Raw genomic sequence first — 26,757 nt, forward strand, 5'->3', positions numbered from 1 at the left:
AACCGGCGTTAGTTTTCGTTGATATCGCGGGTGACGATGCGGGCACCGCTGGACTGTCGGCGGAACGCCGCCTTAAGGGCAATCCACGCGATCAGGGACAGCACAGCAAACAGGGCCAGAAGGGCCGGGATGTTGCTAAGGCTGATCAACGCGACGATGCCCGCCATGATCACAGCGCCAATGGCAAAGCCCAGGAAAATGAAACCGGGGGCCAGCAGTTCAACCACCCCAAGCGCAAGGGCGATACAGATCCAGACCCACCACAGCGTGAGATAATCGGCCATCATCCGCGCCCTTTCAGCAATTTGAAGGCATCGCCAAAGGCGGCAACCGCTTCGGCCGGAACGATCACCGTCTGGTTGCCGTCACCGCTGCTCATCGCGCCAACGGCTTCGACCTGTTTCAGGGCAATCTGGTATTGCGCCGCTTCAATCCCGTTTTCGTTGATGGCAACGGCGACCACTTGTGTGGCGTAAGCTTCGGCTTCGGCCAGAACGCGGCGCGCCTTGGCGGTTTGCTCGGACGCGTAAAGTTCTGCGTCAGCCGCCAGTTCAACCGCACGTTTGGAGCCTTCGGCCTCCGTCACCTGCGCACGGCGCGCACGTTCCGCGTTGAGCTGCTGCATCATCGCGGCGCGGGTCGCGGCATCAAGGTTCACGTCCAGAATTTCGGCGCGGGTCACTTCGATGCCCCAGTCGTCTACCGCCTGTTCCACAGTCGCCTTGATCGTGTCGATCAGCGAATTGCGGTTCGCCTGAACCTCATCCAGATCCATTTTGCCGATCTCGGCGCGCACGATACCTGCGACGGTCGTCGAGATGGCGCTATCGACGTCACGGATACGGTAAACAGTCTTTTCCGGTTCGGTGATGCGGTAGAACACTGAAGTATCGACCTGTGTGAGTACGTTGTCGCGGGTAATCGCGTCTTGGGATGCAGTGGGGAGTTGGCGTTCAAGGATGGAGATTTTATGTGCGATGCGGTCGATGAATGGCACGATCATGTTGATGCCCGGCCCAAGCACGGCGCGCAGGCGGCCAAAGCGTTCCACAACGTGCTGTTCTGACTGCGGAACAATCTTGACCGATTTCACAATCAAGATCACAACAAGGGCTGCCAGCAACAGCCACGCAAGGTTGTTTTCCAGAATGCCGATGATCAGCGCTTCAATATCCACAATCACTATCCTTTTTCACGAAATGCTACGCTATATGTGGGGATAATCGGGGCTGATTGCAAGTTTTACTGTGGTGGTTTACCCCCTGCACCAGCGACAAGGAGTAGCCCGAAATGTCCCGCATCACCTTTGAAAAACACGCCCAAGACGGCAAGGCACGCACTGGCGTGATCCACACCACACGTGGCGACATCCGCACACCTGCGTTCATGCCCGTGGGCACAGCGGCGACGGTCAAGGCGATGATGCCCGAAAGCGTTGCGGCGACAGGGGCAGATATCCTGCTGGGCAATACCTATCACCTGATGTTGCGGCCCACGGCTGAACGGATTGCGCGTTTGGGCGGGCTGCATAAATTCATGAACTGGGACAAGCCGATCCTGACGGATTCAGGCGGGTTTCAGGTGATGTCGCTGGCGGATTTGCGCAAGCTGACGGAACGGGGTGTTACCTTCAAAAGCCATATCGACGGGTCCAAGCACGAGATCACGCCGGAACGGTCGATGGAGATACAGGCATTGCTGGGCTCTGACATCGTGATGTGTTTCGACGAATGTCCGGCGCTGCCTGCGGATCGCGATCGCATTGCCACCAGCATGGAATTGTCGATGCGGTGGGCCAAGCGGTCCAAAGAAGCGTTTGGCGATCGTCCCGGCCACGCGCTTTTTGGCATCCAGCAGGGCGGGTTAGAACAGGATTTGCGCGGACAATCGGCAGAAGCGCTGCGTGAGATCGGTTTTGACGGCTACGCAGTGGGTGGTCTGGCCGTGGGCGAAGGGCAGGAAGCCATGTTTGGCTGTCTGGATTACGCGCCGGACCAACTGCCCGAGGACAAGCCGCGCTATCTGATGGGCGTGGGCAAGCCCGATGATATTGTGGGGGCTGTGAAACGCGGCATCGACATGATGGATTGCGTCCTGCCATCGCGTTCGGGACGTACCGGGCAGGTGTTCACGCGGGCAGGTGTATTGAACATCAAGAACGCACGGCATGCGGATGATCCGCGCCCCTTGGACGAAAACTGCGCCTGTCCGGCCTGCACGAAATATTCGCGGGCCTATCTCCACCATGTGTTCCGCAGTCAGGAAATGATCTCGGGGATGCTGCTGACATGGCACAATCTGCGCTACTTTCAGGACATCATGGACGGTATGCGCACAGCGATTGCGGCAGGGACGTTTGAGGCTTGGGAACGGGACTTTCACGCGGGGCGCGCGCAAGGGGACATCGATCCGCTCTGATGCGTCATCACTTGTATCAGGCGTAAAAAAGAACGCTGTCTCTCGTAGGGGGCGCGAATTGCGGTTTGCGGCGACCCTATTCATGGCGCGTACCGGAACGGCTGTTCCAACGCAGCGGCGAAATCGGGTTATGTGTTTGAAAACCATCGTTTGCAACCGGCGACGGAATGTTAAGACCTGCGGTTCTGGGGCTTGTCTGGCGAGGGCAGGCGATTAGGTCAGGTCCAACCGCAATGAATAAGAAAGCATCTAGACCATGACAGAGAAACTGTTCACCCCGGTCACGCTGGGCGCAATTGAGGCAGCAAACCGCATCGCCATGGCGCCGCTGACGCGCAACCGTGCAGATAATGACACCGGCGAAGTCAGCGACATGCACGTTGATTATTACAGTCAACGCGCCAGCGCCGGCTTGCTGATTACCGAAGCCGCGCAGATCAGCGCAGAAGGCAAGGGATACTTCCAGACGCCGGGTATCTACACAGACGGCCAGGTCGCTGCATGGCGCAAGGTGACGGATGCTGTGCATGCAAAGGGCGGCAAGATCGTAATCCAGCTGTGGCATGTGGGGCGGATCAGCCACACGTCCCTGCAGCCGAACGGGCAGGCGCCTGTTGCGCCCTCGGCCCTGAACGCAGACGTGAAAACCTTTACAACCAACGGGTTTGAGGCGACATCGACACCGCGTGCGCTGGATGTCGCTGAAATGGAGCGGATCGTTTACGATTATGCCCATGCCGCCGAGATGGCGATGCGCGCGGGGTTTGACGGTGTCGAAGTGCACGCCGCCAACGGATACTTGCTGGACCAGTTCCTGAAGACCGGCGCGAACAAGCGCGAGGATGCATACGGCGGAAGCCTTGAGAACCGTGCGCGTCTGTTGATGGAAGTGATGGCCGGTGTGACCGATGCCATCGGTGCACAGCGCACCGGCATTCGCCTGTCGCCGTTCTCTCCGGTGAACGGGATCACGGATGCCAACGCGCAAGAAACCTTTGAATATGTGATTAAAGGGCTGAACCGGTTCGGGCTGGCCTATCTGCATCTCGTGGAGGGCACGACAGGCGGGACGCGCACGCTGGCCGAAGGCGAGGACCTGCAAGCGCTGCGGGCGCTGTTTGACGGGGCCTATATGGTTAACAACGGCTACGACCGCGATATGGCGCTGGACGCGGCGCAAAGCGGGCATGCGGATATGATTGCAATCGGACGTCCGTATATTGCCAACCCCGATCTGGTCGCGCGTTTCAAACAGGATGCGCCGCTGAACGAGGGCGATAGCAAAACCTATTATGGTGGGGGACGTGAAGGCTTCACCGATTATCCCACCTTGGACAGCTAGACCTCGGATCGCGATAAAATTGGGCTTGCCGTGACAGCGGCAGGCACAGCTGCTGCACCGGCTTAATTTCCCTTAATTGAGGCGCAAACCACGGTTGCACCTCTGGCTTTTGCAGGTGATTATGCAGCGAACCCCAGGTAACGGGGATTGAAACAAGCGGACCGCATCTACATATCGGTCCAGAACGGGAGACGGCATTGGTTGCCTTTTAAAGGGACCGGAACTGTCTTGCTATATAAGGAATTGAGCATGTTAGACCCATTGAACGCCTCTTATCCGGTGTTGCCACTGCGCGATATCGTGGTGTTTCCCCATATGATTGTGCCGCTCTTTGTCGGCCGTGAAAAATCCGTACGCGCCTTGGAAGAGGTGATGGCGGATGACAAGCAGATCCTGCTGTCCAGCCAGATCGACCCGGGCGAAGACGACCCGCAGGCCGATGGCATCTTTAAAGCGGGCGTGCTGGCCAATGTGCTGCAGCTGCTGAAACTGCCCGATGGCACGGTAAAAGTGCTGGTCGAAGGACAGGCGCGCGTGCGCATCACCGAATATCTTGAAAACGACAGCTTCTTTGAAGCGCGGGCAGAATATCTGACCGAAATGCCCGGCGACGCCGCCACAACCGAAGCGCTTTTGCGTTCTGTGGGCGACGAATTTGAACGCTATGCCAAGGTCAAGAAAAACGTACCCGACGAGGCGCTGACGGCCGTGGGCGAAACTGCCGAACCGGCACGTTTGGCCGATCTGGTCGCGGGGCATCTGGGTATCGAAGTCGAACAAAAGCAAGACCTGCTTGAGACCCTCAGTGTCTCCGAGCGGCTTGAGAAAGTTTACGGTCTGATGCAGGGCGAAATGTCCGTGTTGCAGGTCGAGAAAAAGATCAAGACGCGGGTAAAAACCCAGATGGAGCGGACGCAGCGCGAGTATTATCTGAACGAACAGATGAAAGCGATCCAGCAAGAGTTGGGCGACGGCGAGGACGGCAAGAACGAAGTTGCCGAACTTGAAGAGAAAATCGCCGCGACCAAGCTGAGCAAGGAAGCCCGCGAAAAAGCGGATGCTGAGATCAAAAAGCTCAAGAACATGAGCCCGATGTCTGCTGAAGCAACTGTGGTGCGCAATTATCTGGATTGGATGTTGTCGATCCCGTGGGGCGTAAAGTCGCGCGTGAAAAAGAATCTTGGCAAAGCCCAAGAGGTGCTGGACGGCGATCACTATGGCTTGGAAAAGGTCAAAGAGCGGATTGTCGAGTATCTTGCGGTGCAGCAGCGGTCCTCCAAGATGAAAGGCCCGATCATGTGCTTGGTCGGCCCTCCCGGTGTGGGTAAAACGTCGCTTGGGAAATCAGTGGCCAAGGCAACGGGACGCGAATTTATCCGCATCTCGCTGGGTGGGGTACGTGATGAATCCGAGATCCGCGGTCACCGCCGGACCTATATCGGGTCTATGCCCGGTAAGATCATTCAAGCGCTGAAAAAGGCGAAAACCACGAACCCGCTGATCCTGCTCGACGAGATCGACAAGATGGGTCAGGATTTCCGTGGGGATCCCGCATCTGCGATGCTCGAAGTGCTTGATCCGGAACAAAACTCCACCTTTGTGGATCACTATCTTGAGGTCGAATACGATCTTAGCAACGTGATGTTCCTGACCACGTCGAACAGCTATAACATGCCGGGGCCACTTTTGGACCGGATGGAGATTATTCCGCTGTCCGGCTACACCGAGGATGAAAAGCTGGAGATCGCGAAACAGCATCTGGTGTCCAAGCAGATCAAGAACCACGGCTTGAAGTCGAAAGAATTCAAGATCGAGGATTCTGCGTTGCAGGGCATGATCCGCTATTACACCCGCGAGGCCGGTGTGCGTAACCTTGAGCGCGAGATCGCCAAGGTCACCCGCAAATCGCTGACCAAGATCGTCAAGAAAGAGGCCGAAAGCGTCACAGTAACCGGCGACAACCTTGATGATTTTCTTGGGGTGCGCAAACACCGCTATGGGTTGGCCGAAGAGGAAAACCAGATCGGTGTTGTCACTGGTTTGGCCTACACGTCGGTCGGCGGCGAATTGCTGCACATCGAGGCGCTGCGCCTGCCGGGCAAGGGCCGAATGAAGACCACAGGTAAGCTGGGCGATGTGATGAAAGAAAGCATCGACGCCGCCTCTAGCTACGTGCGTTCTATATCGCCTCAGATCGGTGTGAAACCGCCAAGCTTTGACACGTTGGACATTCACGTTCACGTGCCTGATGGTGCCACGCCAAAGGACGGTCCGTCAGCCGGTCTGGCAATGGTGACGTCGATTGTTTCGGTGCTGACGCGCATCCCTGTGCGCAAGGACATCGCAATGACGGGCGAAGTGTCGCTGCGCGGCAATGCGATGCCGATTGGTGGTTTGAAAGAGAAACTGCTGGCAGCGTTGCGCGGTGGGATCACCACCGTTTTGATCCCGAAAGAGAACGAAAAGGATCTGGCGGATATCCCCGACAACGTGAAGCAGGGGCTCAAGATTATCCCGGTCGAGCATGTGTCGGAAGTGTTGGAACATGCGCTTGTGTCCAAGCCCGAACCCATCGAATGGGATCAGGCCGCGGAAGATGCGGCGGCAGCGGCAGCCCTTGCCGCGCGCACCGCAGCCGGCGCAGCGCCGACCGCGCATTAAGCGGTTTTCTGTGACAGGAAAGATCAAAACGCCCCGGTTCGTCCGGGGCGTTTTTCGTTGTGAAAAGGACAACGGGCCGGGAGGCTGTAAACTTAGGCACAACCAGTTGATTTCAAACGCAAACCGCCACGCGCGCCAAGGAACGCTAGATAATTCTGGCAAGACGGGCTAGACTGTTCGCAGGCAAGAAACAATCAAGAGTGAGATTTTCGTGAGTACTGCATCGAGTAAACCAGCAAAGCCGGCCAGTGCCGCCAAAGCGTCGAAAACGCCAAAGGCCGCCGCCAAGACCAAGGCCGCAACAGCTAAACCCGCAGTAACCGAAGCCGCAGTTCCTGAAACCTCTGTTGCAAAACCTGCGGCATCTTCTGGCGCACCGACCTCTGCGCTGGACGGGTCCGCACCGGCCCCCGCAAAACAGGCAGAACCCCGTGTCGTGGATGCGCCACAGCCGGTGATTGTCGGGCCGATGATGCGCAAGAAAGAACTGATCGACACTGTTGTCGAACGCTCAGGTATGAAGAAGAAAGACGTCAAACCGGTCGTTGAAATGATGCTTAGCGTTCTGGGCGAAGCCATTGGTGATAATCGCGAATTGAACCTGCCGCCGATGGGGCGGATGAAAATCCGGCGCGAGAAAAAACTGTCGAACGGACGGATTGTCGTGGCCAAGATCCGCCAGTCGACTCCACCGCAACAATCCACCTCGCAAGACGCCACCGACCAATCCGACATTTAGACATTCGGAAATGCGCAGCACCCCTTGCAAGGTGCTGCGCCAACGGCTAACCCCTGCCGAACGGGTGATTAGCTCAGTGGTAGAGCGCTTCGTTCACATCGAAGATGTCAGGAGTTCAAATCTCTTATCACCCACCACCTTGTGTAAATCCCCAATGGTCCGATCGCGGCACGGTTTGTCAGCCGCGGTGAACCTGAACGGCGGCGAAATGGATTTTGCACGCGCGCTCTTCACCAAGGGCATGGGGTTGGGGTATTGCGGGTTGATCTAACAGGAGCGGTCGCGATGGCAAATTACCCGAAAATCTGGTTTCTGCGGCACGGGCAAACGGAATGGAACAAGGCCTATCGCTTGCAGGGCCAGTTGGATTCGCCGCTTACCGAACAGGGCATTGCGGATGCCCACCGGCAGGCGGCTATAATCGCACCTGTGTTGGCGCAGAAACCTGATATTTACGTTTCACCGCTGGGGCGAACACGCCAGACGGCACAGATCGCTTTGGCGGGTGCCGCTTGCAGTTATGATGACCGGTTGATGGAAATTCACGCCGGCGATTGGCAAGGGCGGCTACGAGAAGACATCCTTGCGGAGAGTGGTGATTGGGCACAGCAGCGTCCCAGCGCTTTGGCAATCTACGAGAAAGCCGTCGGGGGCGAGGGGCTGGCTGCATTTCTGGCCCGTATCCAGTCTTTTCTGGATGACCTGACGGGGCCGACGGTCGTCGTGGCGCACGGGCTTTGGGGGCAGGTGATGCGGGCCCAGGTGCGCGGGCTGGATATGGAAACTGCCGGGCATCTATCCAACGATCAGGGTTGCGTTTATGTGCTTGAGAACGGGTACGAAACTTTGCTGGACGCTCGGCAATGAGCGCCTTTCCACCTTTATATATTCTGCGTCATGGGGAAACCGAGTGGAATGCGGCAGGGCGCTTGCAGGGACGGTTTGATTCTAAGCTGACCGAACTGGGCCGCCAACAAGCGCAGGCGCAGAACCGCATTCTGAGATCGCAGGATTTGCATCGCTTTGCTGCGATCAGCAGCCCGCAGGGCAGGGCTTATGAAACGGCTAGAATCGCGGTTGCGGGACAGCTTTCACCGATTACAACCGATCCCGCACTTAGCGAAATCGGTCTTGGTGCATGGGCCGGGCGGGTCCGAAGTGAGGTTATGGCCGAATCTGGTGCGCGTGACGGTTTCGACCTTTATGAACGCGCCCCCGAGGGAGAGGGATTCGCCGCGCTGAATGCCCGTTGCCTGCGATTCCTGAAAAGCCTTAAACAGCCGTCGGTTTTGATCACCCATGGCATCACATCGCGCATGTTGCGCCTGATTATAACGGGCAGACCCCTTGGTGCATTGCGTGAAATTGAAGGCGGGCAGGGCGTTGTTTTCTTTTTAAACGACGCAGAGCAAAAAAGGCTCACTTAGGGGCTTGAAGCTCCCGTGCTCCTTGGGCTAAGAGACGCGCACGGCGGGTCGTTAGCTCAGTTGGTAGAGCGCTTCGTTTACACCGAAGATGTCGGGAGTTCGAGCCTCTCACGACCCACCATATTCTCCCGTTTGAAGTTTGTTGCGGCGGCTTAAACTGTCGGCGTCATTTTCGTTTATAGGTCCATCATGAGCTACGTGGTGTGTAGGGGATAGATTTGGGATTTTGCCGGTATTAGCGAATGGTTCACCAATTCCGCAGCTAAGGTCTAGCGGGCGGTCCGTTTGGGTTTGCTGCCCTCGTTCCAAAGCGGCTTCTTATGACCGCAGGTTTTGCAGATCATATTAGGGGAATCCCGATCTTCTTGTCGGAAGTGAATGCCGAACAGACATAAAATGCGTAGCATAGTGCACCCGCGGTTTTGATAAAAATAGTTGAGGTCGAAATTGTAGCGCTGTGTAATGCTCGAAATTTAATGCAGTTTCATTTACCAAACTAGCCTTTTTGAACAGGTATCCGCTGGATAATGGCGTCCGATCTACTCGGGGTTGATATACTCATTTTGATATTCTTTTGAGGTGTGTTTGCTGCCGGATTCTTCGCTCTTGGGTTGAGGCTGCGTGATCTTTGTCTGTTAGATTGGCCCGCAACCGGGGCCGCTACGCGGAGGCGATCGCTCAAAGTGATTCCTTTAGGCCGCCGACGACATGCAAACTGTCATCGTGACGTACGGATCCCATTTGCACCTAGGACTCATCAAAACGGCCCTACAAGATACCGATGCCGGACCGCTGATAACGCGCACCTCTCGACATGAAAGGGGCGGAATTCGTTTTTCCGCACTTCGCGCGTATTTCTGTCTTGACGCTTGGGACCGTCGCCCATATGACGTCCAAACGCTTTGAGGGTAACTTCGAAGCTTGCAGTGGGCGGTTGTAGCTCAGTTGGTTAGAGTACCGGCCTGTCACGCCGGGGGTCGCGGGTTCGAGTCCCGTCAACCGCGCCACCGCTGCTAGATTTATCAATAAAATCTGCGCCTTACCTACCGATCTTTCGGTGGGTTTGGCGCGTGGCGAATCAGGTCTTTGCCTACTGAAATGCTGCGCTGTGCCTTCCGGTAATCCACTAGATTCTGGCGACAGTCTCACAAATTTTGCATTTCATTCATTTACTGCGGGGACAAGCTCTTGACGGCTGCGCAGCACGGCCATATGACGTCCAAACGCTTCGTAGGTAACTTCGAAGTTCGCAGCGGGCGGTTGTAGCTCAGTTGGTTAGAGTACCGGCCTGTCACGCCGGGGGTCGCGGGTTCGAGTCCCGTCAACCGCGCCACCGCTGCCGAATAAGGGTCCTCTTTGAGGGCCCTTTTTTCGTTTTACAGCGCCGGAAGCTCCGGTCATTTTCCGAAGGTGAAATCAGCCCTGACATTGCCCGCAACATGGGCGTATGAGGGGGCATGAGTATATCCTCCATCAGCCCGACCCGCCTTGGTATCTTTTGCATGTTAGGCGGGATGTTTTTCATTTCGGTTAACGATATGTTGGTGAAATCCCTTTCAGGGGGGTATCCGCTGCACCAGCTCATCATGCTGCGGTCGGTTGTGGCGATCGGTTTCACCGTGGCCTTGCTGATGGCGGAGGGCGGTTTTAAGCTTTTAAACACGGGGCGCTGGGTGCTGCATGCCACCCGCGCAGTGTTCATTCTGATTGCCAATACCGCGCTATATGCTGCAATCGCGTCGCTTCCACTGGCTACTGCTACGGCCATCTACTTTGTCGCGCCTCTGTTTGTGACGCTTCTGTCGATTCCGGTTTTGGGCGAAATCGTTGGACCGCGCAGGTTTGCGGCGATTGGCGTGGGGTTTGTCGGGGTCATGGTCATGATGGCCCCCCAAATGATGGCGGGCGAGGGGGGCTATGGCTGGGTTGTCGTTCTGCCGGTCGTCGCGGCCGCTTTCTATGCGGGGATGTCGGTGCTGACGCGTAAACTGGGGCAGACCAGCCGTGCATCGGCATTGGCGCTGCACATGCAGCTTGCATTCATCTCGGTCAGTGCTGTGGTCTATCTGGTCGCGGGTGACGGGCGTTTTGTGACGCCTGACAGCAACCCGTCGGTGCAGTTCCTGCTGCGCGCCTGGGTCTGGCCCGCAAGCGCCGATGTTCTGCCGATTCTCGGCCTTGGAGTGCTTTCTGCCATCGTTGGGTACCTGATGACACAGGCCTACAGGCTGAGCCACGCATCGGTGGTGGCCCCGTTCGAATATATTCTGCTGATTTTCTCTCTGTTCTGGGGCTGGACGATTTTTGGCGAATGGCCCGCAACGACAGTACTGGCAGGCGCTGCCATCGTCATTGCGTCGGGCGTCTATATCTTTCTGCGCGAGGGACGAATCAAGGTGAACCGCCCCGCCTGAAACGGACCTTACCGGTCGGTGGCACCGCCAACAGCAGGAGACGGGTTAAAGCGGTTCGCACTGCCGAACTGGCGTGTGGCGCTTTGCGCGAAACCGGCATCCTGACGGGACAGACGGGCGACATCGCGTGCGATGCTGCGCCGCACGCCGGCAGGGGCGACGCGGTATTGCAGAGCCAAAGCCTGCACCAGCTTTTCCCGTTGATCAAAGGCAAGGTCCGGATCGGATAGGTAGCGCGCAACGATGTGTTCGACGCCGCGAGCGCCATCCAGTTCAATCAAGGCTGTGGCGTAAGCTCCCAAATAGGGTTTGCCCGTTTCAACCCCCTTGGCGAGCGCTTCAGACAGCAGCGGCACAAAGCTGCGGTCGCCGGATAGGCCGGCCAGCAGGATGCGGATGGGGCGGAGCGCGTCGTCGTCCTGTCTCAAATCCTGTCGAAGACCTGCGACACGCGGCAAGGAGGATTTGCGCAGCGTTGCGTAATCCGCGCGGTCCATTTCGCGCAGGGCAAGACGGCGCAGAGCAGGAGCAGATGCATTGAGATGGCGCGCAAAGAAGGCGACGCGTGGGCGCAGATCCCCGCTTTGCCATGCCGCGTGCCGGGACAGGACGGCGCGCATGACCCCGCCCATCGCCCCTTCAAGCGGTGTCACTTCCTGCCATGGCCCGTAACTGCCATCGCGCGCTAGCAGCACCAACAGATCCGCATTATGCTGTGCAGCAATACGGGTTTGCGCGGAGGGGCGCAGGGCAATCTGTGTCACTTGCGGACCGGCAAGTGTCTCTGCCGGCGCGAATGCGCGCCCGCCTTGTTCTACGCGGGCAATCACGACCTCTTCGGTGGCCAACAGGACATCAACCAGCGTCGGATCAGGGGTATAGCCGTGAAAGGCACATGCCAGTGCAACCGGTGCCGCCCCCGAACCAAGGACAGCCGCGGCCGTCAGGGCCAGAATGGCGCGTCGCACCGGCATGTCTTATCTATCTCCCCTGACAGATGTTGCGGATCACGTCAGCGCCTCAAGTATCCGCGCCCAGGACCGGATGCCCTTGTGGAAGCTTTCCATGTCATATTTTTCGTTGGGGGAGTGCAGGGCATCGTCATCCTTGCCAAAGCCGATCAACATGGGTTCGGTGCCCAGAATTTTCTGGAAGTGACCTGCAATCGGGATGGACCCGCCACAACCGACATAGGCCGCAGGCACTTGCCATTCGTCGGTCAGGGCCTTGCGCGCCTGTTCGAACATCGGGCCGGAGAAATCCGCACCCGAGGCAGCACTGGCACCATGCCCACTGAAACTGACCTCGCAATCCGGCGGCAGCATGTCGGTCACCATCGCACGGAAATTCTCGCGGATCGCCAACGGATCTTGCGTGCCGACAAGGCGGAAACTGATCTTCGCGCTCGCTTTGGAGGGCAGCACAGTTTTGAACCCGTCGCCGGTATAGCCGCCCCAGATGCCGTTCACCTCGCAAGTCGGGCGCGACCAGATCATTTCAAGCGGGGTGCGGTCCTGTTCGCCCGCTGGCGTCGACAGCCCGACATCGCTCAGGAATTTCTGGTGGTCAAAGGCCAAGCCCTGCCACTGCGCTTCCAGATCGTCGGAAAGCTCCGGCACACCGTCATAAAAATTGGGGATGGTGATGCGACCGGTGTCATCGTGCAAGGCGGCGATCACTTTGGACAGGACGCGCACGGGGTTCATCGCAATGCCGCCATACATGCCCGAATGCAGATCAAGTGACGGCGCAGTGATGGTCAGCTCTTCGCCCAGTAAACCGCGCAACATGGTGACGATGGCAGGGGTTTTTGATTCGAACAGTCCCGTGTCGCAGATCAGCGCGATGTCGGTTTTCAACTCGTCTGCGTTTTCCTTCATGAAAGGCACCAATGATGGCGAACCGGATTCTTCTTCCCCTTCAAGGAAAAAAGTGATGCGGCAGGGCCAGTCGCCTTTGACGGTTTTCCATGCCCGCAACGCTTCGATAAAGGTCATCAACTGACCCTTGTCATCGGACGATCCGCGCCCGCGAATAACTTTGCCTTTGGCGGTGTCCTCGATTTGCGGATCAAAAGGATCATTGTCCCACAGGTCCAGCGGATCGACCGGCTGCACGTCATAGTGACCGTAAAACAAGAGATGCGGACCGCTGTCGCCCAGATGACCGACAACCATCGGATGGCCCGGTGTCGCACGTTTGCTGGTGTCCACCCCCATTTCGGACAGTTCGCGCACCAGCCAGTCAGCGGCACGATCGCAGTCCGCTTTATAGGCCGGATCGGTCGAAATAGACGGGATTCGCAGCAGATCAAGCAGGCGGTCGGTGGCTTCGGGCAGATCGTCGTCGATCCGGGACAGAACGTCGTCTAGGGACATGGGGGACTCCTGTATCTCATGTTTCTGGGGGACCGTATCAGGCAAAACTTGGGTGTCCAGTGGCCTTGCCCGTCACTGCAGGAACCTGCGTTTGACATAGATCAAAGCTGCGACAAACCGTGCATCTATATGACATTGAACTGAGAGAGGATTTTCTATATTCGTCTCTTACAATATGTTGTGGCAATCAAGACGTCTGCCCAAAGCTGCTGATCGGAGATGCGCATGGACTATACCGCGAAACTGGACGAGGCGATTGCGCGCTTGCACGAAGAGGGCCGTTACCGGACCTTTATCGACATCGAGCGGCGCAACGGCCAATTCCCTCACGCGGTGTGGACGCGCCCCGATGGCTCAGAACAGGACATCACTGTCTGGTGTGGCAACGACTATCTTGGCATGGGGCAAAACCCTGTTGTGCTGCAAGCGATGGAAGAAGCACTGCAAAACACCGGCGCAGGGTCCGGTGGCACCCGCAATATTTCCGGCACAACCGTGTATCACAAACGACTTGAAGCCGAATTGGCCGATTTACACGGTAAGGAAGAGGCGCTGCTGTTTACATCCGCCTATATCGCCAATGACGCGACCCTTTCGACGCTGCCCAAACTGTTTCCCGGTCTGATCATTTATTCCGATGCATTGAACCATGCGTCGATGATCGAAGGGGTGCGTCGTAACGGCGGCGCGAAACGTATTTTCCGCCATAATGACGTGGCCCATCTGCGCGAACTGCTGGAAGCGGACGATCCGGCAGCACCCAAGGTGATTGCCTTTGAATCGATCTATTCCATGGACGGTGATTTCGGTCCGATCGAAGCATTGTGTGATCTGGCGGATGAATTTGGCGCGCTCACCTATATCGACGAAGTGCATGCCGTTGGCATGTACGGCCCACGCGGGGCAGGGGTTGCGGAACGTGACGGGCTGATGGACCGGCTCGACATTATTAATGGCACGCTTGCCAAAGCATACGGTGTGATGGGGGGCTATATCGCCGCCTCGGCCAAGATGTGTGACGCAGTGCGTTCCTATGCGCCGGGCTTCATCTTTACCACGTCTTTGCCACCCGCTGTTGCGGCGGGGGCGGCGGCTTCTGTGGCGTTTCTTAAGACTGCGCCAGAGCTGCGCGAAAAACACCAGCAACAAGCCAAAGTGCTGAAACTCCGGCTCAAGGGGCTGGGTCTGCCGATCATCGATCACGGGTCACATATTGTGCCGGTAATGGTCGGAAATCCGGTTCATACCCAGATGTTGAGCGACATGCTGCTGAAAGATCACGGCATCTATGTCCAGCCGATCAACTTTCCAACCGTGCCGCGCGGCACCGAGCGCCTGCGCTTTACCCCGTCGCCGGTGCATGAGTTTGGCGAAATTGACGCGCTGGTGCGCGCAATGGACGGTTTGTGGTCGCATTGTGCGCTGAATCGTGCCGAAGCTGCTGGCTAAGCGTGTAAAATTCGTATTTCGCGTTGCACTGTGCTATCGATAACGAAAGAACAGACCATATCCCGAATCAAGAATATGATTCAGGCAAATGGTGACAGGCAAGTTAACGATGGGGCGATGGGATGATCGGGCGTTGGTCCTCTAAGGCGAAAAACGAAGAACTCGCTGAACCCAAAGGGTTTGATGCTTTCGAATTACGTCTCGGCGACGTGATGCGAGGTGAGCGGGCGACGATGGGTAAATCGTTGCTGGATGTTCAACGTGAACTGCGGATCAAAGCTTCCTATATCGCGGCCATCGAAAACGCCGACCCCGACGCATTCGACACACCTGGTTTCATCGCGGGCTATGTGCGTTCTTATGCGCGCTACCTGAACATGAACCCCGACAAGGCATTTGCAACCTTCTGTGCTGAATCCGGATTTACTGTGGCGCACGGCATGTCCGCCGATGCCTCCGTGATCAAAAAGCCTGATCTGCAAGGGCGCAAGAACCGTCCGCTTGAGGCTGATCTGTTTGCGCGTCCCAATACCCCTTTCACGCCCGTTGGCGACAGCCTGTTCAGCCGGATTGAACCCGGGGCCGTCGGGTCCATGTTGGTTCTGGTTGCGCTGATCGGTGCGATCGGCTTTGGCGGCTATACCGTTTTGCAAGAAGTGCAGCGGGTGCAGGTTGCACCGGTTGACCAGACACCTGTGGTGCTGTCCGACCTTGATCCGCTTCAGGGGGCATTGACCGCAACGCCTGACAACAGCGTGGCCTCCGATGCGCCAAGCGCGATGGAAACCCCGCGGGTTGAAGCGCTTGACCGGTTGTATCGTCCTCAGGCGCTTGATGTGCCTTTGATGGTGGCCCGTGACGCACCGATTGCAACAATTGATCCGCGTTCACTGGGCAATTTCGCGGCACCTGAACTTGCGCCGCAAACCGCGGCGTTGACTGTCGAAAACCTGCCAGCAGGCATCGACAATCCGGCGGTGCCGCAGGTCGTTGAAGGTCCCGCAGCTGCGGTGCGTATGGTTGCTGCGTTTCCGTCCTGGGTGCGTGTGCGCGCGGCGGATGGCACTGTCATCTTTGAGGGTGTGATGGACAAGGGTGACACATGGGATGTCCCCGCGACCGAAGAACCGCCAATGCTGCGCACGGGCGAATCCGGTGCGCTGTATTTCGCGATGGCAGACGGGTGTTACGGACCTGTCGGTGCGCGCGGCAGCATCACGTCAAACCTGCCCTTGGACAATCAGGCACTTGTTGCATTGTACGAACCGGTTGACCCCAATGTGGACACCTCCCTGACGCGGATGTTTGCAGATCTTGCAAAGTCCGACCTTGATCCGGCAACCCTTGCGGCAATTCCCTGCCAGACAAACTAGTCTTTGCGCTCGACCTCCATTGCGAAAACACCCTTGAATAGATAGATGCTAAGCAACGCTCTTTGCTAAAAGGCTGCTTTCATGTCGCTTAATTCCATCCGTCCGTGGCGCAACATCTACCGTCGAAAATCGCGCCAGATCATGGTGGGTAATGTACCGGTGGGGGGCGATGCGCCGATCACCGTGCAGACCATGACCAACACTTTGACTACAGACGTCAAAGGTACAATTGCACAGGTGCAGGCCGCAGCAGATGCCGGTGCAGATATTGTGCGGATTTCTGTACCGGACGAAGCATCCTCCAAGGCGCTGAAACTGATTGTGCCAGAAGTGTCGGTGCCCATCGTCGCCGACATCCATTTCCACTACAAACGCGGGATAGAGGCGGCAGAGGCAGGGGCGGCCTGCTTGCGGATCAATCCCGGCAATATCGGCGACGAAAAGCGCGTTAAAGAAGTGATCAAGGCCGCGCGGGACAACAATTGTTCCATCCGTATTGGCGTGAATGCCGGCAGCCTTGAAAAGCACTTGCTGGATAAATACGGCGAACCTTGCCCCGATGCGATGGTGGAAAGCGGTCTGGATCACATCAAGATCCTGCAAGACAATGATTTTCACGAATTCAAGATCAGCTGCAAAGCCTCCGATGTCTTTATGGCTGCGGCGGCCTATCAGCAACTGGCTGAGGCGACGGATGCGCCGATCCACCTTGGCATCACCGAAGCCGGCGGGCTGATCAGCGGTACCGTAAAATCGGCCATCGGTATGGGCAACCTGTTGTGGATGGGCATTGGCGACACGATCCGCGTCTCCCTTTCCGCCGATCCGGTGGAAGAGGTGAAGATGGGGTTCGAGATCCTGAAATCTCTGGGCCTGCGTCATCGCGGCGTTAATATTATTTCCTGCCCTTCCTGTGCGCGTCAGGGCTTTGACGTTATTAAAACCGTCGAAGTTCTGGAGCAGCGGCTGGAGCATATCAAAACCCCGATGAGCCTCAGCATCATCGGCTGTGTGGTGAATGGTCCGGGCGAAGCCTTGATGACCGATGTTGGCTTTACCGGCGGCGGGGCCGGTTCGGGAATGGTCTATCTGGCAGGTAAGCAAAGCCATAAACAGGACAACGCCGACATGATCGAACATATCGTCGATCAAGTCGAAAAGCGCGCAGCAGAAATTGACGCGCAGAAGGCGCAAGCCGCAGAGTAAACCGGCCGTTTTTCAGTCGACACCCAAAGGGGGCGGGTTTAGACATAGATATGGTAGGTTCTGTCGAAAATCCCCCCAAGTATGCCGAGTTTTTCTGCGGTGCAGGCATGGTCCGTGCGGGGCTGGGCAAGGCGTGGGACTGTGCGCTTGCCAATGACATCGACGCGATGAAATGCGCGACATATGCGCAAAACTGGGGTGCCAAGCATCTGATAGAAGGCGATATTGCTGCGCTTGATGTCGAACCGCTTGCCCAACTTATTGATCTTTACTGGGCCTCCAGCCCGTGTCAGGACTTCTCGCTTGCGGGTAAGGGGCGCGGGTTGAACGGGGCGCGCTCGGGCATGTTCATGGAGTGGGCACGGCTGATCGGGCAGGCGGGCGCGCGGGGATTTGCACCGCGTATCATTGCCTTTGAAAACGTTACCGGATTGATGACACGCAATGGCGGGCGCGACCTGCGCGCGGTTCTCGAAATGCTGATTTCGTTGGGTTATCGCGTGGGCGCGCTTGAGATTGATGCGGCAAAATTCCTGCCGCAAAGCAGGCCGCGATTGTTTATCATCGGCGTGCGTCAGGACGTGTTGATCGACGGGCTGACGACCAAGTCCGCCAGTGGTGTTTTCCACACGGACAAGGTGACGTCCTTCGTGGCGAAACTGCCCAAGAAAATTGCCCAGCATTGGGTGTGGTGGCACCATGATGCGCCCGCGCCGCGCCGCACGTCGTTGCGCAAGATCGTGGATGAAACGCCCAATACCGCTTGGCTGGCGGAAACAGAGGTCTCGCGGCTGTTGGCGATGATGTCAGAGCCCAGTCAGGCGCGTGTGTTGAAAGCGCGCGCCACTGGCAAGACCGAAATCGGGATGCTCTATAAACGCGGCCGCCCTGATGTCAGCGGGATGAACCGGCAACGCGCCGAGGTGCGGTTTGACGGGCTGGCGGGCTGTCTGCGCACCCCTGCGGGTGGGTCATCGCGTCAGACGATCATGTTTATCAAGGGCAATGAAACCCGCGCACGCTTGCTGTCCAGCAAGGAAGTCGCGCGGCTGATGGGGTTAAGCGACCGTTTCAAGATGCCCGAACGCTATAATCAGGCCTATCAGGTGGCGGGGGACGGGGTGGCCGTGCCCATCGTCAGCTATCTTGATCGCAGCCTGTTTCAGCCTTTGCTGAACGCCGCCTTGCGCCGCGATGTCGCGTGAGCACCGCGCAGGCATACCGCTCCAAAGCGCTGGGGGCTTTGACCAACGAAATCGGCGTTTATGCCCTGTGCGATCTGGACGGGCAGCCGATTTATGTCGGGCAATCGGTGGATGGCATTCGCACCCGCGTGCGTCGCCATTTAACCTCGGCCCGCTCCGATGTGATTGCGAACCGGCAGATTGATGTCTGGGAAATCGCCTATGTCTGGGCATGGCCGGTAGCGGATGTGACGCAGGTGCAACCGTTGGAAGACGCGGTGTTTCAGCATTTCGATGCTGAACAGCGGTTGATGAATGGCAAAAGCCTGAGCGGGTCGGCCGAAAACATTGTCTGGCCAGAGAAACAGCAGGTTCAGGTGATCGAGGAAGCGGACCGCAAGCTGCGCCTAGATCCCGCACAACGTCTGCCACGCCAGATCCAGCAGTATAACCTGCTGGTGGATTACATCCTGACCGTCAAGGATGCCGCCCACCTGAAACGCTCGCTCGAGGCGCATTTCCAGCGCCTCGTGAAATATCATAAAACGTTTCTTTAAAACGGCTTAGCCGCGCTTTTCGTCCAGCAAGGCTTGCATCTGGTCGTAAGGCAAATAGCCGCGCAGCAGCTCGTCTTTCATGACAAAAGTCGGGGTGCCCGTAATCTGCAACCGCTGGGCCAAGGCACGGGTTTCGGCGATTTCCTGCGTGACGGCATCGCTGTCCATCACCGCTTCGATGGCGTCCATGTCCAGCCCGAATGTGCTGGCCATACGGCGCAGAGAGGCAAGGGTTACGTCACCGCGAAACGCCATCAGCGCATCGTTCATCGCCTTATAGCTATCATCGCCCGCCACCTGCTTCACCGCCACAGCAAAGCGCGATGCCAGCACGGATTGATCCCCCAATATCGGGAATTCCTTGACGATCAGGCGGATGTTGCCGTCTTTCTCCAGCAGTTTGGCCACTTCGTCATGGGCCTTTTTGCAATAGCCACAGCGGTAATCCAGAAATTCGACCAAGGTGATGTCACCGTCAGGATTGCCACCGACCCAAGAATACCCATCGTCGAAAATCGCATCTGCATTGACGCTGACCAGATCCACATCAGCCTGCGCCTGTGCGTTGGCTTCTTTTTCGCGCAGCGCATCTACGGCTTCCATGATCACTTCGGGATTTTCCATCAGATAGGCCCGCACCTCGGCGCGGAACTGGGCGCGTTCTGCGTCTGACAGTTCCGTCAAATCCATAGCAGTGGCAGGCAGGGCGAGGGCTGCCGCAACGATCGGGGCGGCAAAACGAAGCATCATGACACGATACCTTTCTAAGCAAGTGCGGCGTCAACTTGACGTTTGACGCATTCACAGTGAAACACAGGCACAGTAAACACGGGCCAGACACAGGAGCAAGACCATGCGCAACTCAACCCGGTCCGCCGTTGATCCCTTTATCGTGATGGATGTGATGCAAGCGGCGGCCAAGGCCGAAGCCGAAGGCCAGCACATCATCCATATGGAAGTCGGCCAACCGGGAACAGGCGCCCCGAAGGGCGCGGTGGACGCGTTGAAATACGCGATGGATGACGGGGCCTTGGGCTATACCGTAGCCTTGGGGCTGCCCGCCCTGCGTGCGCGCATCGCGCGGATGTATGGCGAATGGTACAACGTCGATCTGGACCCCAACCGTGTGGTGGTCACATCGGGGTCTTCGGGGGGCTTTATCCTTGCTTTTACATCACTTTTCGACACCGGCGATCGGGTTGGTATCGGCGCACCGGGCTATCCCAGTTATCGCCAGATTCTCAGGGCGCTTGCGCTGACACCCGTCGATTTGCAAACGTCGCTAGAGAACCGTTTGCAACCGGTGCCTGCGGATTTTGCCGATATGGACCTGGCCGGTTTGATGGTCGCCTCGCCGGCCAATCCCACCGGCACGATGTTGGATCACGCGGCCATGAAGGCCTTGATCGACGCCTGTGCCGCGCAGGGCGCGTCCTTCATTTCCGACGAAATCTATCACGGCGTGGAGTACGATCAAAAAGCCGTGACCGCGCTGGAGGTCACCGACGACTGCTATGTCATCAATTCGTTTTCCAAATATTTTTCGATGACAGGCTGGCGGGTGGGCTGGATGGTCGTGCCCGAAGATCACGTGCGAGTGGTGGAACGGATTGCCCAGAACATGTTCATCTGCGCGCCCCACGCCAGTCAGGTCGCTGCCCTTGCGGCGATGGATTGTGACGACGAACTTCAGGCCAATATGGATGTGTACCGTGCCAATCGCGCCTTGATGTTAAGCGGGTTGAAAGAGGCGGGATTCACCAGTTTCGCACCACCTGACGGTGCGTTCTATGTCTATGCGGACGTCAGTGAACATACGTCGGACAGCTTGAGCTTTGCTGCAGAAATACTTGAGAAAGCACAGGTTTCCGTAACACCGGGTTTGGATTTCGACCCGCAGCGGGGGGCCACCACATTGCGGTTTTCCTATGCCCGCAGCACGGCCGACATCGCCGAAGGTCTTGCGCGGCTCAAGACCTTTATGGCCGCGAGAACACGCTGATTAATATGTGCCGCCCGGTTGTGGTTCGTTGCTTCGTCCCCCTGCGGTTTCGATCCAGGGGGCGCACAGAGCACGCAGGCAAAGCCCCGCAGCAAAGGGGATCCAGCCGTATGATTTCAGCAAATACAAAAAGATCGCGGTGAAAGATTGCCCATCCGCCTCGGCGAAGTTGAACAGCCAGACATAGGCCGCCCAAAGCAGCAATTGTGCGACCCAAAACGGGGTGAACCACTGTAGCGCACGCCCCAGACGGGAAATTTTTGTCAAAGTGTTCACGCGAAGCGCCCTTTCTTCGGTGCCTGCCTTGCGCCACCTTTTCAGACAAAGACGTTAGGAATGCGGCCGCAACGGGCGGTTTCTGTGACCTTCGCACCTTTTTGTGAAAACCGAAGGATCGCGGCATCTGGAGGAATGCAAAGACTGGGCGGGCCTGATCTGGCGTGTTAAGGGTGGCGAAATGGCACAAGCCAAAGCGGTGAAAGATGCGGGCATTCTTCTATCTGGCAATGTTTCTGGGAGTGTGGGCAAGTGCCGCAACCGCCCAAGACCTGAGCGCGCTGGCCCGTGTTGACCCAGCGAAATCCAGCGTATCTGACGGTTGGTTCGGTAAGACCGAGATCAAGATCGGTCTCAGTCAGGGGGTGCCGTTCCGGGTGTTTTTGCTGGAGAACCCCGCGCGGCTGGTGGTCGATTTCAAGGAAGCGGACTGGGCCACGGTGCGCCCCGATATGATCCTGCCGCAAGCAGGGCGGATTTCTGCGGTGCGTTTCGGTGCCTTTCGTCCGGGCTGGTCGCGGTTGGTGGCTGACCTGTCCGAACCTATGGTGCCCGTCGAAGTCGGGATGCCGGTGGATGCGGCAAGCGGGCAGGCGGTGCTGGAAATAGCACTAAAAACCGCCAGCCCTGAGGAATTTACTGCACAGGCAGGCGCGCCGGTTGATCCCGCATGGCCCGAGGCCTTGACCAAAGCGCCAGAGACGCAAGGCCTTAAAGAAAAACGATTTACTGTTGCGCTTGATGCGGGCCACGGGGGCATCGACCCCGGTGCAGAGCGGGGCGATGTGCTTGAAAAAGACCTGATGTTGTCCTTTGCCCGCACCCTGCGCGAGGTGCTGTTGCGCAACGACGTGGATGTGGTGATGATCCGTGACGAAGACGTATTCGTCGCGCTTGAAACGCGTGTTGCCATCGCCCATCAAGCGCGCGCCGACATCTTTATTTCCCTGCACGCGGACAGTTTGCGCCAAGGCGGGGCAAAAGGGGCGACCGTTTATACGCTCTCCCAAGAGGCGAGCGATGCGGCGACCGCCCATCTGGCGGCGCGCCATGACAGATCGGACATAATCGCGGGGGCGGATTTGACCGGATCTGATGATCAGGTTGCTGGTATCTTGCTGGACCTGGCGCGGCAGGAAACCGAACCACGTTCGCTTGCCCTTGCCAGAGTGCTGGCCGACGGCATGGCGCAGGCGGGCGGGCCAATGAACCGCCGCCCGTTGCGCAAAGCGGGGTTCTCGGTTCTTAAATCCGCAGACATTCCATCGGTACTGGTCGAAGTCGGATTTCTGAGCTCGGATCGTGATTTGAAGAACCTGCGTGATCCGGTCTGGCGCAACACGATGGTGAACGGCATCGCACAGGCGATTCTAACCTGGCGTGACAATGACGCAGCCCGCGCGCCGCTGGTGCGGCAATAATCAAGAATTTGCGCTAAAAACAGCCGATTGCCGCCATGTCCGGGTTTTGACGATCCCGCGCCGTTCCCCTATAAGCAAATGCAACGACAGCCATTTTTAAGGGTCTGCACAGGTGTTCCGATTTATCCTTTCTTTTCTGGGCGGTATCTTTACGACCGTCACAATGAGCATCGGCATGGTGGCCTTGACCATTGGTGCGATCTTTTGGATGTACGGGCGCGACCTGCCCAGCCACGAAAGTCTTGCGCAATACACCCCGCCGACGATCAGCCGGATTTATTCGGGGCAGGGCCGTCTGATCGACGAATTCGCGAAAGAACGCCGGTTGTTTGCGCCGGCCGATACTATCCCGCCGATGATCAAACAGGCGTTTATTTCGGCTGAGGACAAGAATTTTTACGAACACGACGGCTATGATCTGCGCGGGATCGGGGCCGCGGCGTTTGATGCGGTGCGCACACGCGGGCGCGATGTGCGCGGGGCCTCGACGATCACCCAGCAGGTGATGAAGAACTTTTTGCTATCTGGTGACCGGCGTGCGGAGCGCAAGATCAAGGAAATCATCCTTGCCGCCCGCGTTGAAGAGGCGTTGGACAAAGAGAAAATTCTGGAACTCTACCTGAACGAGATTTTTCTGGGCCAGAATTCCTATGGTGTGGCTGCCGCTTCGCAGACGTATTTTAACAAAACACTGGCTGAACTGGCCCCGCATGAGGCAGCTTTCCTTGCCTCCCTGCCCAAAGCGCCGTCGGATTATCATCCGGTGCGCCGCAAGGAACGCCTGCTTCAGCGGCGCAATTTCGTGCTGCGTGAGATGAACGAGAACGGCTATATCTCCGATGAGGTCTATGCGACCGAACGCGCACAACCGCTGCGCTCGGTGCAGAACGGTGATTTCGACAGCTTCAAGAAAGATCTGCCGCCGCGCGACTACTTTACCGACGAAATCCGCCGGCAGCTGTCTGAAAACTTTGGCGAGGGCGAGTTTTTTACCGGTGGTCTGACGGTGCGGGCCACCATCGACAATGAAATGCAGCCGATAGCGGCAAATTCCCTGCGCCTGCAGTTGGAACAATACGACCGTGGCCGTGGTGTCTGGCGCGGGACGGGGCAGAAAATACCGGTCGCGCTGTTGGAAACCGAAGAAAGCTGGCGCAGCGCTTTGGCCGAATTGCGCGTGCCGCGCGACATTGATCTGGAAAACCAGTGGTACCCGGCGGTTGTGCTGAGTATTGGCGAAACAGATGCCCGCATCGGTATTGAAGGCGTGGACGAAGATGCGGATGGTCATTTCGTCCCTGCCAAAGACGTCCAATGGGCCCGTAAACTTCTGGAAGACGGCAAATTGGGCCGCAAGGCGCGGGTCGCCGGTGATCTTTTGGAGGTTGGCGACGTGGTGCTGGTACGCCGGATGACAGCGGATAGTGACGGCAGTTTCATCCGCTGGACCTTGCGCCAGGTGCCTGAAGTGCAGGGTGCATTTGTCGCTATGGACGTCGACACCGGGCGCGTGATCGCGATGCAGGGCGGTTTTTCCTATCAGGCGTCAGTATTCAACCGTGCCACACAGGCGCAACGCCAGCCGGGCTCCAGCTTTAAGCCATTCGTCTATGCCTCCGCACTCGACAGCGGCTATTCCCCCGCCACCATCGTTGTGGATGCCCCGATCGAAATCAACACGCCGCAAGGGGTCTGGCGTCCCAAAAACTCGTCAAACCGGTTTTACGGACCGACGCCGCTGCGTACGGGTATTGAACAATCGCGTAACCTGATGACGATCCGTCTGGCACAAGAGGTCGGCATGAGCGTTGTCGGCAGCTACGCCGAACGCTTTGGTGTTTATGACAATCTGGCCCCTGTTCTGGCGAACGCGCTTGGCTCGCAGGAAACCACGCTGTTCAAGATGGTCAGCGCCTATGCGATGTTTGCAAACGGGGGCGAACGGGTACAGCCGACGCTCGTGGACCGTGTGCAGGACCGCTACGGTAAAACCGTTTATAAACACGACGAACGCATCTGTAATGACTGCCAGTTGGCAAGCCTTGAACCCGGTCTTGCGCCGCGTGTGATTTCCAACCGCGATCGGGTCATGGATCCGGTGACAGCCTATCAGCTCACGTCGATGATGCGCGGCGTTGTCGAACGCGGTACAGCGCGCAAGGCGGTGAACCTTGGTGTGCCGACAGCCGGTAAAACGGGTACCACCAATGATGCAAAAGACGTGTGGTTTGTCGGCTTTACCAGCAATATCGTTGCCGGTTGTTATATCGGTTATGACCAGCCCAGAGCGATGGGGCGTGGTGCTACGGGCGGGGGCATGTGTGGCCCTGTGTTCCAGCGGTTCATGCGCGAAGCGGTCAAGAAATATGGCGGCGGTGATTTCAGCGTGCCCGAAGCCTGCGAGTTCATCAAGATCGACCGCTTTTCTGGTGCGCGGCTGAGTTCCGGCGCTTCTGGCCCGAATGTCGTGTCAGAATGTTTCCGCACCGGCGAAGAGCCGATCTTTGGCATCACCTTTGATGGCGGCTTCGCGATGGGCTCGGACCTGCCACTGGTGGAAGAAGTCGACCGCGTCGCCAAACAGGTCACAACCTCGACCGGCAAAAAAGCGATTGTCGGACCAAAGGCCAGCTTTGGCACCTTGTCTTCGGGCGGTTTGTACTAATCAGGGGCGGGGTTAACCCCGCCCTACGGCTTGAAGGTGCGGATGCGCTGGTCTATGTCGATAGAGCATAGAAAAAAGGCTTGAACCCGATGCGCGCAGAGGCACAAAATACCGCAGAACAGATTTCCAAGTCATTGGAATTGCTGGGACAACGGCTTGGGGTTGAGACAGCCCAACACCGGCTTGAGGAATTTAACGCCCGCGTCGAAGATCCGAACTTGTGGGATGATGCGGATGCGGCGCAAAAACTGATGCGCGACCGGCAGGCTTTGGTCGATTCAATCGCCACCTATGAAGGCATCAAACAGGAGTTGGCCGATAACGTCGACCTGATCGAAATGGGCGAGATGGAAGAGGACGAAGAAGTCATTTCCGAAGCCGAGGCCGCGTTGAAAACGCTGGCCGTGACTGCCGCGCAAAAAGAGCTGGAAGCCCTGCTGGACGGGGAGGCCGACGGCAACGACAGCTTTCTTGAGATTAACTCAGGCGCGGGCGGTACAGAAAGCTGCGATTGGGCCAGCATGCTGGCGCGGATGTACGTCCGCTGGGCCGAGAAAAAGGGCTATAAGGTTGAATTGCAGGCCGAAAGCGCTGGCGAAGAGGCGGGGATTAAATCCGCGACCTATAAGATCGCGGGTCACAATGCCTATGGTTGGCTGAAATCGGAAAGCGGCGTGCACCGGCTGGTGCGCATCAGCCCGTTTGATTCCGCCGCCAAGCGCCACACCTCTTTTACCTCCGTCAAAGTCTATCCGGTGGTCGATGACAACATCGAGATCGAAGTAAACCCCAGCGATATTCGCATCGATACCTATCGCTCCAGCGGGGCAGGCGGGCAGCACGTAAACACCACTGATTCCGCTGTGCGTATCACCCACCATCCGACCGGCATTGTTGTGACCTCTTCCGAGAAATCCCAGCACCAGAACCGCGATATTGCGATGAAAGCCTTGAAAAGCCGGCTGTACCAGATGGAGTTGGACAAGCGTTCGGCACTGGTCAACGAGGTGCATGAAAGTGCGGGCGATGCGGGCTGGGGCAACCAGATCCGGTCGTATGTCTTGCAACCCTATCAAATGGTTAAGGATTTGCGCACCAACTTTGAAACCTCCGATACCAAGGGGGTGTTGGACGGCGATCTGGACGGGTTGATGGGGGCCACACTGGCCCTTGCGGTCAGCGGCAAAAGCCGTGCGGAAGCGCAGGGCGGTTAACGCCGGTCCCGCCAATGGGGCCTTGAACCTT

The 26,757-nt window shown here is 57.6% G+C and carries 22 protein-coding genes and 4 tRNA genes; 20 read left to right on the forward strand and 6 right to left on the reverse strand.

Translation table 11 applies throughout. The features are described from left to right. Positions 1 to 8: 8 nt before the first annotated feature. Entirely contained in the window at positions 9 to 284 is a 276-nt protein-coding gene (locus tag Z947_RS0111950; RefSeq protein ID WP_025044539.1) for an NfeD family protein, read from the reverse strand. Continuing rightward, positions 284 to 1,177: an SPFH domain-containing protein gene (locus Z947_RS0111955; RefSeq protein ID WP_025044540.1), complete on the reverse strand. Its 894-nt coding sequence runs from the start codon at positions 1,175 to 1,177 to the stop codon at positions 284 to 286. The genes Z947_RS0111950 and Z947_RS0111955 overlap by 1 nt, the downstream gene beginning before the upstream one ends. 113 nt (positions 1,178 to 1,290) lie before the next feature. Between Z947_RS0111955 and tgt the strand changes: the two genes are divergently transcribed. The 11 genes from tgt to Z947_RS0112015 all read left to right on the forward strand — a co-directional run bounded on the left by tgt (position 1,291) and on the right by Z947_RS0112015 (position 11,001). Continuing rightward, on the forward strand, positions 1,291 to 2,418 hold the full coding sequence (gene tgt / locus Z947_RS0111960) for a tRNA guanosine(34) transglycosylase Tgt (protein WP_025044541.1): 1,128 nt from the start codon (positions 1,291 to 1,293) through the stop codon (positions 2,416 to 2,418). A 256-nt stretch (positions 2,419 to 2,674) separates the two neighbouring features. After that, on the forward strand, positions 2,675 to 3,760 hold the full coding sequence (locus tag Z947_RS21050; protein WP_037938879.1) for an alkene reductase: 1,086 nt from the start codon (positions 2,675 to 2,677) through the stop codon (positions 3,758 to 3,760). Positions 3,761 to 4,009: 249 nt separating this feature from the next. Beyond that, a complete protein-coding gene (gene lon / locus Z947_RS0111970) occupies positions 4,010 to 6,421 on the forward strand; it encodes an endopeptidase La (protein ID WP_025044542.1) in 2,412 nt (803 codons plus the stop codon). A 211-nt stretch (positions 6,422 to 6,632) separates the two neighbouring features. Beyond that, positions 6,633 to 7,160: an HU family DNA-binding protein gene (locus tag Z947_RS22375; RefSeq protein ID WP_240477533.1), complete on the forward strand. Its 528-nt coding sequence runs from the start codon at positions 6,633 to 6,635 to the stop codon at positions 7,158 to 7,160. 62 nt (positions 7,161 to 7,222) lie between these two features. Next, positions 7,223 to 7,297 (forward strand) — tRNA-Val (locus Z947_RS0111980). Between the two features lie 148 nt (positions 7,298 to 7,445). Next, on the forward strand, positions 7,446 to 8,027 hold the full coding sequence (locus Z947_RS0111990; RefSeq protein WP_025044544.1) for a histidine phosphatase family protein: 582 nt from the start codon (positions 7,446 to 7,448) through the stop codon (positions 8,025 to 8,027). Continuing rightward, positions 8,024 to 8,587, forward strand: a complete 564-nt coding sequence (locus Z947_RS0111995) for a histidine phosphatase family protein (protein ID WP_025044545.1) — start codon at positions 8,024 to 8,026, stop codon at positions 8,585 to 8,587. Before Z947_RS0111990 ends, Z947_RS0111995 begins: the two co-directional genes overlap by 4 nt. A gap of 45 nt (positions 8,588 to 8,632) precedes the next feature. Then, positions 8,633 to 8,708, forward strand: a tRNA-Val gene (locus tag Z947_RS0112000). Between the two features lie 809 nt (positions 8,709 to 9,517). Further along, positions 9,518 to 9,594, forward strand: a tRNA-Asp gene (locus Z947_RS0112005). A gap of 249 nt (positions 9,595 to 9,843) precedes the next feature. Next, a tRNA-Asp gene (locus Z947_RS0112010) sits at positions 9,844 to 9,920 on the forward strand. A gap of 124 nt (positions 9,921 to 10,044) precedes the next feature. After that, on the forward strand, positions 10,045 to 11,001 hold the full coding sequence (locus Z947_RS0112015; RefSeq protein WP_025044546.1) for a DMT family transporter: 957 nt from the start codon (positions 10,045 to 10,047) through the stop codon (positions 10,999 to 11,001). An 8-nt stretch (positions 11,002 to 11,009) separates the two neighbouring features. Here the strand turns inward: Z947_RS0112015 and Z947_RS0112020 are convergent, their stop codons facing one another. Together Z947_RS0112020 and Z947_RS0112025 are read right to left on the reverse strand one after the other, a co-directional pair. Then, complete coding sequence (locus tag Z947_RS0112020; protein ID WP_025044547.1) at positions 11,010 to 11,975, reverse strand: hypothetical protein; 966 nt, start codon at positions 11,973 to 11,975, stop codon at positions 11,010 to 11,012. A 33-nt stretch (positions 11,976 to 12,008) separates the two neighbouring features. Beyond that, positions 12,009 to 13,379 carry a M20/M25/M40 family metallo-hydrolase gene (locus Z947_RS0112025; RefSeq protein ID WP_025044548.1) on the reverse strand — a complete coding sequence of 457 codons (1,371 nt, stop codon included), beginning with the start codon at positions 13,377 to 13,379 and terminating at the stop codon, positions 12,009 to 12,011. Positions 13,380 to 13,604: 225 nt separating this feature from the next. Here Z947_RS0112025 and hemA point away from each other — a divergent pair, with 225 nt between their 5' ends. The 5 genes from hemA to Z947_RS0112050 all read left to right on the forward strand — a co-directional run bounded on the left by hemA (position 13,605) and on the right by Z947_RS0112050 (position 19,148). Next, positions 13,605 to 14,828, forward strand: a complete 1,224-nt coding sequence (gene hemA, locus Z947_RS0112030) for a 5-aminolevulinate synthase (protein WP_025044549.1) — start codon at positions 13,605 to 13,607, stop codon at positions 14,826 to 14,828. A gap of 122 nt (positions 14,829 to 14,950) precedes the next feature. Next, positions 14,951 to 16,201 carry a helix-turn-helix domain-containing protein gene (locus Z947_RS0112035; RefSeq protein ID WP_025044550.1) on the forward strand — a complete coding sequence of 417 codons (1,251 nt, stop codon included), beginning with the start codon at positions 14,951 to 14,953 and terminating at the stop codon, positions 16,199 to 16,201. An 81-nt stretch (positions 16,202 to 16,282) separates the two neighbouring features. Further along, complete coding sequence (gene ispG, locus Z947_RS0112040; protein ID WP_025044551.1) at positions 16,283 to 17,407, forward strand: flavodoxin-dependent (E)-4-hydroxy-3-methylbut-2-enyl-diphosphate synthase; 1,125 nt, start codon at positions 16,283 to 16,285, stop codon at positions 17,405 to 17,407. Positions 17,408 to 17,457: 50 nt separating this feature from the next. Then, positions 17,458 to 18,612, forward strand: a complete 1,155-nt coding sequence (locus Z947_RS0112045) for a DNA cytosine methyltransferase (RefSeq protein WP_025044552.1) — start codon at positions 17,458 to 17,460, stop codon at positions 18,610 to 18,612. Continuing rightward, positions 18,609 to 19,148, forward strand: coding sequence for a GIY-YIG nuclease family protein (locus tag Z947_RS0112050; protein ID WP_025044553.1), 540 nt, complete (start codon positions 18,609 to 18,611; stop codon positions 19,146 to 19,148). Before Z947_RS0112045 ends, Z947_RS0112050 begins: the two co-directional genes overlap by 4 nt. A gap of 6 nt (positions 19,149 to 19,154) precedes the next feature. On the opposite strand, the gene Z947_RS0112055 is transcribed toward Z947_RS0112050, so the two are convergent. Further along, a complete protein-coding gene (locus tag Z947_RS0112055) occupies positions 19,155 to 19,898 on the reverse strand; it encodes a DsbA family protein (RefSeq protein WP_025044554.1) in 744 nt (247 codons plus the stop codon). A 103-nt stretch (positions 19,899 to 20,001) separates the two neighbouring features. Between Z947_RS0112055 and Z947_RS0112060 the strand changes: the two genes are divergently transcribed. After that, on the forward strand, positions 20,002 to 21,150 hold the full coding sequence (locus Z947_RS0112060) for a pyridoxal phosphate-dependent aminotransferase (RefSeq protein WP_025044555.1): 1,149 nt from the start codon (positions 20,002 to 20,004) through the stop codon (positions 21,148 to 21,150). On the opposite strand, the gene Z947_RS0112065 is transcribed toward Z947_RS0112060, so the two are convergent. Next, the gene (locus tag Z947_RS0112065; protein WP_025044556.1) at positions 21,151 to 21,426 is read right to left on the reverse strand and encodes a hypothetical protein; all 276 of its coding nucleotides are present in this window, start codon (positions 21,424 to 21,426) and stop codon (positions 21,151 to 21,153) included. Between the two features lie 206 nt (positions 21,427 to 21,632). Here Z947_RS0112065 and Z947_RS0112070 point away from each other — a divergent pair, with 206 nt between their 5' ends. From Z947_RS0112070 to prfB, 3 genes are all read left to right on the forward strand, one after another. Then, a complete protein-coding gene (locus Z947_RS0112070; protein ID WP_025044557.1) occupies positions 21,633 to 22,847 on the forward strand; it encodes an N-acetylmuramoyl-L-alanine amidase in 1,215 nt (404 codons plus the stop codon). A 112-nt stretch (positions 22,848 to 22,959) separates the two neighbouring features. Further along, positions 22,960 to 25,512: a penicillin-binding protein 1A gene (locus Z947_RS0112075; RefSeq protein ID WP_025044558.1), complete on the forward strand. Its 2,553-nt coding sequence runs from the start codon at positions 22,960 to 22,962 to the stop codon at positions 25,510 to 25,512. Between the two features lie 89 nt (positions 25,513 to 25,601). After that, positions 25,602 to 26,726 (forward strand): peptide chain release factor 2, encoded by a 1,125-nt coding sequence (gene prfB / locus Z947_RS0112080; protein WP_025044559.1) that lies wholly within the window; start codon positions 25,602 to 25,604, stop codon positions 26,724 to 26,726. Positions 26,727 to 26,757: the final 31 nt, after the last annotated feature.

Origin of the sequence: Sulfitobacter geojensis (assembly GCF_000622325.1) — a bacterium.
GTDB lineage: Bacteria > Pseudomonadota > Alphaproteobacteria > Rhodobacterales > Rhodobacteraceae > Sulfitobacter > Sulfitobacter geojensis.